The 7,031-nt window shown below is 50.8% G+C and carries 6 protein-coding genes; all 6 read right to left on the bottom strand.

Going from position 1 to position 7,031, the window contains the following annotated elements; genetic code table 11:
* Positions 1-1,015 (bottom strand): ATP-binding protein (locus L691_RS0108555; RefSeq protein ID WP_025689989.1); only part of this gene is annotated, 1,015 nt, incomplete at its 3' end.
* Between the two features lie 194 nt (positions 1,016-1,209).
* Positions 1,210-2,346 carry a flavodoxin-dependent (E)-4-hydroxy-3-methylbut-2-enyl-diphosphate synthase gene (gene ispG, locus L691_RS0108550; RefSeq protein ID WP_025689986.1) on the bottom strand — a complete coding sequence of 379 codons (1,137 nt, stop codon included), beginning with the start codon at positions 2,344-2,346 and terminating at the stop codon, positions 1,210-1,212.
* 100 nt (positions 2,347-2,446) lie between these two features.
* Positions 2,447-3,703, bottom strand: coding sequence for an ATP-dependent protease ATP-binding subunit ClpX (clpX, locus tag L691_RS0108545; RefSeq protein ID WP_025689985.1), 1,257 nt, complete (start codon positions 3,701-3,703; stop codon positions 2,447-2,449).
* Positions 3,704-3,714: 11 nt separating this feature from the next.
* Positions 3,715-4,305, bottom strand: a complete 591-nt coding sequence (clpP, locus tag L691_RS0108540) for an ATP-dependent Clp endopeptidase proteolytic subunit ClpP (protein ID WP_025689984.1) — start codon at positions 4,303-4,305, stop codon at positions 3,715-3,717.
* Between the two features lie 209 nt (positions 4,306-4,514).
* Positions 4,515-5,855: a trigger factor gene (gene tig / locus L691_RS0108535; protein ID WP_025689982.1), complete on the bottom strand. Its 1,341-nt coding sequence runs from the start codon at positions 5,853-5,855 to the stop codon at positions 4,515-4,517.
* 121 nt (positions 5,856-5,976) lie between these two features.
* Positions 5,977-6,858: a hypothetical protein gene (locus L691_RS0108530; protein WP_198023003.1), complete on the bottom strand. Its 882-nt coding sequence runs from the start codon at positions 6,856-6,858 to the stop codon at positions 5,977-5,979.
* Positions 6,859-7,031: the final 173 nt, after the last annotated feature.

Below are 7,031 nucleotides of genomic sequence, written 5' to 3'. Positions count from 1 at the left end.
GCAGCTGGCTGCTGCCCGCTACCCATTCCACATCGGCCGCGCTTATAGTTTCTCTTTGTTCCGTAAGCGCAAGGCCTGCCGCGAGCTGAACCATGTTAACCGCCTCGCGCCCGTTCGTAGCATACTTCTGGACAACAGAAACCGCTTCCGGACTTGGCTTTAGCCCGATTTTCTGAATCGCGTCCCGGGTGATAAGCGAAATTTCATCCGGAAGCAGCGGCCGGAAATAGATTTCCATGCAGCGTGAACGGAGCGCGGGAGAGATTTCCTGAGGCGAGCGCGTAGTCGCGCCAACCAGCCGGAAATCGGCGGGCAGGCCATTCTGGAAAATATCGTGGATATAAGCCGGCGTATTGCTGTCCTCCGAATTATAGTATGCACTTTCCAGCAGAACCTTGCGGTCCTCCAGCACTTTAAGCAGCTTATTCATCTGAATGGGATGCAGTTCTCCAATTTCATCCAGAAACAAAATTCCTCCATGCGCCTTGGTTACCGCCCCCGGTTTAGGCTGAGGCACACCCGCCACACCCATCGCTCCGGCTCCCTGGTAGATGGGATCATGCACGGAGCCTATCAGAGGATCTGCGATGCCCCGCTCGTCAAATCGTGCCGTCGTGGCATCGATTTCCATAAACTTGGAATCCGCCTTGAAAGGAGAGTACGGATTTTTTTTCGCTTCCTCCATCACAACGCGGGCAGCCGCCGTCTTCCCCACACCGGGAGGGCCGTAGATGATAACATGCTGGGGATTGGCGCTGCACAGCGCCGCCTTCAGAGCGCGCAGACCATCCTTCTGCCCAACGATATCCTTGATCGCAGCCGGACGCGTCTTCTCGGCCAGCGGCTTCGTCAGCGAGATGGCCCGCATCTTCCGCAGCTTCTCCAGTTCCTTGCGCGACTCCCGCTCCACCGCCGTCTTGCTTGTCTTTTGTCCCCGGAGCAGATTCCAAAAGTAAACGCCGATGACCAGCGCAAAAAATAACTGCACGACCATCAGCACTATACTCAGTTCCATAAGTCATCCTCCCATTCATTGGTACTACTAGGTAGTATAGCCGTTTCCCTAACGGCTAAACGCATTGGAGAGGATTTACATCACAAGGCGAAGGCTTTGCGTTAAAGCTTGCTTCTGGACTCACAAAAAAAGCACGGCCCCTTCCCGCAGGCGGGAAAAGACCGCAGCCGTTAAACTTATGAGATTCTTAATGCTCAGCCTTCCGATATCCCCGCTCCCTGCATGGACTCGTGATGAGCCTTGCGGCCGGGAATTTCCCCGGTGGCTTCATAATGGGATACAATCGCATCGATTTCTTTCTTCAGCTCAGACAGCAAATCCGCCTCCGGAACTTTGCGGATCATTTGTCCGTATCGGAACAGCAGACCTTCGCCGCGCGCTCCAGCAATACCAATGTCGGCCTCGCGAGCTTCGCCGGGACCGTTCACTGCACAGCCGAGCACCGATACCTTGATCGGCACTTTTATCTTGGAAATATACTCCTCGACTTCATTCGCAATAGAGAACAAATCAATATCAAGCCGTCCGCAGGTCGGACAGGAGATGAGCGTCGCCGCATTCGCAATGAGGCCAAATGTCTTGAGCAGTTCGCGCGCCACCTTGACTTCCTCTACCGGATCGGCGCTGAGCGAAATGCGTACGGTATTGCCGATTCCCATGGAGAGGAGAGCGCCGATGCCCGCCGAGCTCTTCACGGTGCCAGCGAATAGGGTGCCTGATTCTGTTATGCCCAAATGCAGCGGATAAGGAATCACTTCGGCAGCCTTACGGTAAGCTTCGATCGCCATTGGAACGTCAGAAGCCTTCAATGACACGATAATGTCGTGGAAGTCCAACTCTTCCAGAATTCCGATATGGTACAGAGCGCTTTCCACCATCGCTTCCGGTGTCGGATAACCGTATTTCTCCAGCAGATGCGCCTCCAGCGAACCGGCATTGACGCCGATGCGAATCGGAATGCCCTTGTCTTTGCATGCCTTGACAACCGCTTCCACCTTTTCGCGCCGTCCAATATTGCCGGGGTTAATTCGCACCTTATCGATGCCGTTCTCGATCGCGAGCAGGGCCAGCTTATAGTTAAAATGAATATCCGCAACGAGCGGAATATGAATCCGCTGCTTGATTTCCTTGATGGCCGCAGCAGCCTCTTCGTTATTCACCGTGACGCGCACCAGTTGACAGCCCGCTTCCTCAAGCCGGAGAATTTCAGCTACCGTGGCCTCGATATCTGCGGTCTTGGTGGTACACATACTTTGGATGACAACCTCATTATTTCCTCCGATTGTGATGCCTCCCACATTTACTGGACGCGTCTGATGTCTAAGGAACATGATTTCTCCCCCATAACGCCAAAGCTCCACCCCCTCACTCCCGCAGGGGACGGGGGCGGAAGAAGGTGGAGACATAAGGCCTGTATTGTAAGGCTAGCTATTACGCGCTTTCCTCTTGCTTCTTGTCTTTCTTGAGGTTCAGTTCAGGCAGCGCCTTCTCATGAACGACCTTCTCCGTAATGACGCAATCCTTGATGTCATCGCGAGAAGGCACTTCGTACATCACATCAAGCATAATGCTCTCAATGATGGCGCGAAGACCGCGCGCTCCGGTATTGCGCTTGATCGCTTCCTTGGCGATGGCTTCCAGTGCCTGCGGTTCGAACTTCAGCGACACATTATCCATTTCCAGCAGCTTGGCGTACTGCTTCGTCAACGCGTTCTTCGGTTCGGACAAAATACGCACCAGCGTCTTCTCGTCAAGCGGCTCCAGCGTCGAGATGACCGGCAGACGGCCGACAAACTCGGGGATCAGACCGAATTTGAGCAGGTCCTCCGGCAGAACCATGGACAGGTACTCCCCGGCCTTCAGTTCCTTTTGGCCGCCTTCGGATGCGTTAAAGCCGATTACTTTTTTGCCAACACGGCGTTTAATCAGTTGTTCCAATCCGTCAAAAGCACCGCCGACGATGAACAGGATGTTCGTCGTATCAATTTGAATAAATTCCTGATGTGGATGCTTCCGTCCCCCCTGCGGCGGCACCGAAGCGACCGTTCCTTCGAGGATCTTCAGCAGTGCCTGCTGAACACCTTCGCCGGAAACGTCACGGGTAATCGACGGGTTCTCGGATTTACGGGCCACTTTATCAATTTCATCAATATAGATAATGCCGCGCTCGGCTTTTTCCACATCATAGTCAGCGGCTTGAATCAGCTTAAGCAGAATGTTCTCGACATCTTCGCCGACATAGCCCGCTTCCGTCAAGGAAGTAGCATCCGCAATCGCGAACGGCACATTGATAATCTTGGCCATTGTCTGCGCCAGCAGCGTCTTACCCGAGCCTGTCGGACCAAGCAGCAGAATGTTGCTCTTCGTCAGCTCGACATCTTCAATCTTGCTTTGGCTGTTAATCCTTTTGTAGTGATTGTACACCGCAACAGACAGTGATTTCTTGGCTTGCTCCTGACCAATAACATACTGATCGAGAATGTCGCGGATCTCCTTCGGCTTCGGAATATCCTTCAGATCCAGCTCTTCCTCATGTCCGAGCTCTTCCTCTACAATCTCCGTGCACAGTTCGATACATTCATCACATATATAAACGCCAGGCCCTGCAACGAGCTTGCGTACTTGCTCCTGCGATTTTCCGCAGAAAGAGCATTTCAGCTGCCCTTTTTCATCATTAAATTTAAACATGTAATCACCCCTTAGGATTTGATCGGTGAAGCCAGAACCTCGTCAATCAGGCCATAAGCCTTTGCTTCTTCCGCGCTCATGAAGTTATCACGATCCGTGTCGCGCTCGATTTTTTCAAGGGGCTGTCCTGTGCGCTCTACATAAATTTGATTCAGCTTCTGTCTTGTCTTGAGAATCCAGTCCGTGTGAATCCAAATATCAGACGCCTGACCCTGAACGCCCCCAAGAGGCTGGTGAATCATTACCTCACTGTTGGATAGCGCATATCTTTTACCGGGCGCCCCGGCCGTCAAAAGAAGCGAGCCCATGCTAGCTGCCATTCCTACGCAAATCGTGGATACATCTGGCTTGATAAATTGCATCGTATCATATATACCCATGCCGGCTGTTACAGAACCACCGGGCGAATTGATGTACAGGTTGATATCCTTCTCAGGGTCCTCGGCTGCCAGAAACAGCAATTGGGCGATTACCAGATTGGCAACATCATCATCAATCGCGTTGCTCAGGAAAATGATGCGGTCCTTGAGCAATCGGGAGTAGATGTCGTAAGAGCGTTCTCCCCGATTCGTCGATTCCACAACCATTGGTACCAGACTCATGCCACCAACCTCGTTTCTCTATACAAATTAGTCTTGCCTTTTCAGATGTATTTTAACACGTTCAAGGCGCAATGTCATTTTTTCACTTAGAGAAAGGCATCTCTTCAAAAAAATAAGGCACGTAGACAAAATATACGCACCTTATCTCTTGGGTATGAGGCCCGAAATGGACCGCTCTAGTTAACATGCTCTAAAGTCTATATGATAATTTATTCAGCGCTTGCTTCTTCGGATTTCGCTTCCGCAGCCTCGGCCGGAGCTTCAACTTCTATGCTGTTCTCAACGAGGAACTCGATGGTCTTGCGAAGCGAAATTTCACCCTTCAGACTGTCAAGTGAACCGTTGGCTGCAAGAATGCCGCGAATCTCTTCCGGAGAACGTCTGTAAGTCTCTGCCATTTTGGACAGCTCTTCTTCAAATTCTTCGTCAGAAACCGTAATGTTCTCTTGCTTCGCGATCACTTCAAGAACCAGATTGTTGCGGACGCGCTGCTCTGCATCATTCTTCATTTGTTCCCGCAGGTCATCTTGGGTTTGTCCGGAGAAGCTGAGGAACATATCCATGTTCATGCCCTGCTGACGAAGACGCATATCGAAATCGCGGATCATGTTCTGAATTTCGCTGTCAATCATCGCTTGAGGAATTTCAACTTCCGCATTGGCAGCAGCCTTGTCAACAACAGCGTTTTCCTTCACGCCTTTCAGCTCATCGGCCTTGCGGGATTCCAGCTGCTTCTTCAGATCTTCCTTGTATTCGTCCAGCGTTTCGAATTCGCTTACGTCTTTGGCAAATTCGTCGTCCAGCTCAGGAAGCTGCTTGCGTTTGATTTCATGCAGTTTCACTTTGAATACGGCCGGTTTACCAGCAAGATGCTCGGCTTGATATTCTTCCGGGAAAGTTACTTCAACATCCTTGAAATCGCCGGTAGCCATACCGATGACTTGATCCTCGAATCCAGGAATGAAGGAGTTGCTTCCCAGTTCCAGAGAATGGCGCTCCGCTTTGCCGCCTTCAAAAGCTTCTCCGTCGACATATCCGTCAAAATCGATCACGGCAATGTCGCCGCTCGCTGCCGGTGCGTCTTCAACCACAACGAGTTCAGCATGACGCTCTTGCAGGCGCTTGAGTTCAGCACCCAGCTCTTCGTCGGTAACTTCCGCATGTTGAGCGGGAACTTCGATTCCTTTGTACTCGCCAAGCGTTACTTCAGGCTTAACAGTGATCGTGGCTTTGAACTTGAAGGTTTGTCCCTTGCCGAACTGCTCGATATCCACTTCAGGACGGTCTACAGGGAAGATGTCGGTCTGCTCAACCGCTTCGCCGTAGGCTTCGGGCAGCAGAATGTCGATGGCGTCTTGGTACAGGCTTTCTACGCCAAAGCGGGATTCAAAAATCGGACGCGGCACTTTACCTTTGCGGAAGCCGGGTACGTTTGCTTTTTTAACGACTTTATTAAAGGCTTTGTCGAGAGCTTTCGCTACACGCTCAGCGTCTACTTCAACTTCAAGAACGCCAAGGTTCTTCTCTATTTTTTCCCAAGTTGCTTTCATTGTTTACTTTCCCCTCCAAAATTGGTTCACATATCACGCACAGAATAACCATTATATTATATAAAATATTATTATATTTTTCAAGTAGCTTGTGTTGGTTTACTTCCCGGGAATCTGGCTTCTATTGAGGCTTTCCTGTAAAGCCGTTCAGCATCCGGTATGCTTGTTCGAACTGAAACCGCATACTCTCCGTTATGCCGTACATCGCCCGGGTCTCTTCTTCATTTCTTGTTCCGTTAAGCGTCTCGGAAACCCTCTGATGCAGCGCTCCCGCCCATAGATCCAGAATTCCGTCCTCACCGGTCAAAATCGCGTGATAGGCTTCAGAACCGTAAATCGACATGATAAACTGCTCCCACAGTTCCTGCGCAAAATAATACAAAGTGGGCTCATGCGTCTCCGTATGCTCCGCAACCCGTTCCAGCACCTGGACAATTTGTGAAGGGAAATCCTCCTTCTGCAATGGAATGTTATCAATGTCCACTACAATACTCTGCGGCCCGCGCTTCAACTCCACAGCACCCTGTACACCGCGCCGGCGAAGCGTCTGCAGCGTCCGGAATTGAAGAATAGGATGGATTCCCGGATTTTGAACCCATTCAGTCAGGGCGTAATCCACCTCATCCCCTTCAAAATGAGACAGTTGTTCCAGAGCGAGCAGTGTCGCTTCCGACAAAGGCTCGTGCATAACCCGGTGCAGCAGCTTGCTCGCGTATTCCGGGTCCTCTTGAAGCTTGGTCTTGGCCAGCTGCCGGGCCATCTCTTGTTCACCTATATCTTCTTCATAAGCCGGAGAATCGTTGTTATATTTGTCCTCTAAAGCATATGGAAACGCTGCCTCCAGCCATTCGAGCAGAGATTGCCACTCCTCATAGTGCCGTTCTTCCTGCCCCTGGCACTGCAGCAAAAAGCGCAGCAGCTCAGCTGCTTCTCCGTAACGTTCGCTTTCCAGCATAACGGTCAGTTGAATTTGATAGTAGTCCAGCGTTTTTGGGAAAAGCACAATGTTTTCTTTAACAGGGGAATTTGAATTTCGAATGACGGCACCTCCTTCCTGATTCTCCAGAAACGTCTCAGTAGATGATTATAGCATACCCTGTGACGGGTTTGAAAAAACAGGTTGAATATTCGTCGATTTTATGATACTATAATTTTTGCTTGCTTTTCAGTATTATA

The organism is Paenibacillus zanthoxyli JH29 (genome assembly GCF_000520715.1).
In the GTDB taxonomy this organism is placed as follows: Bacteria; Bacillota; Bacilli; order Paenibacillales; family Paenibacillaceae; genus Paenibacillus_AQ; species Paenibacillus_AQ zanthoxyli.
The sequence above is the reverse complement of the archived record's forward strand: the minus strand, read 5'-3'. Positions and strand labels throughout refer to the sequence as shown.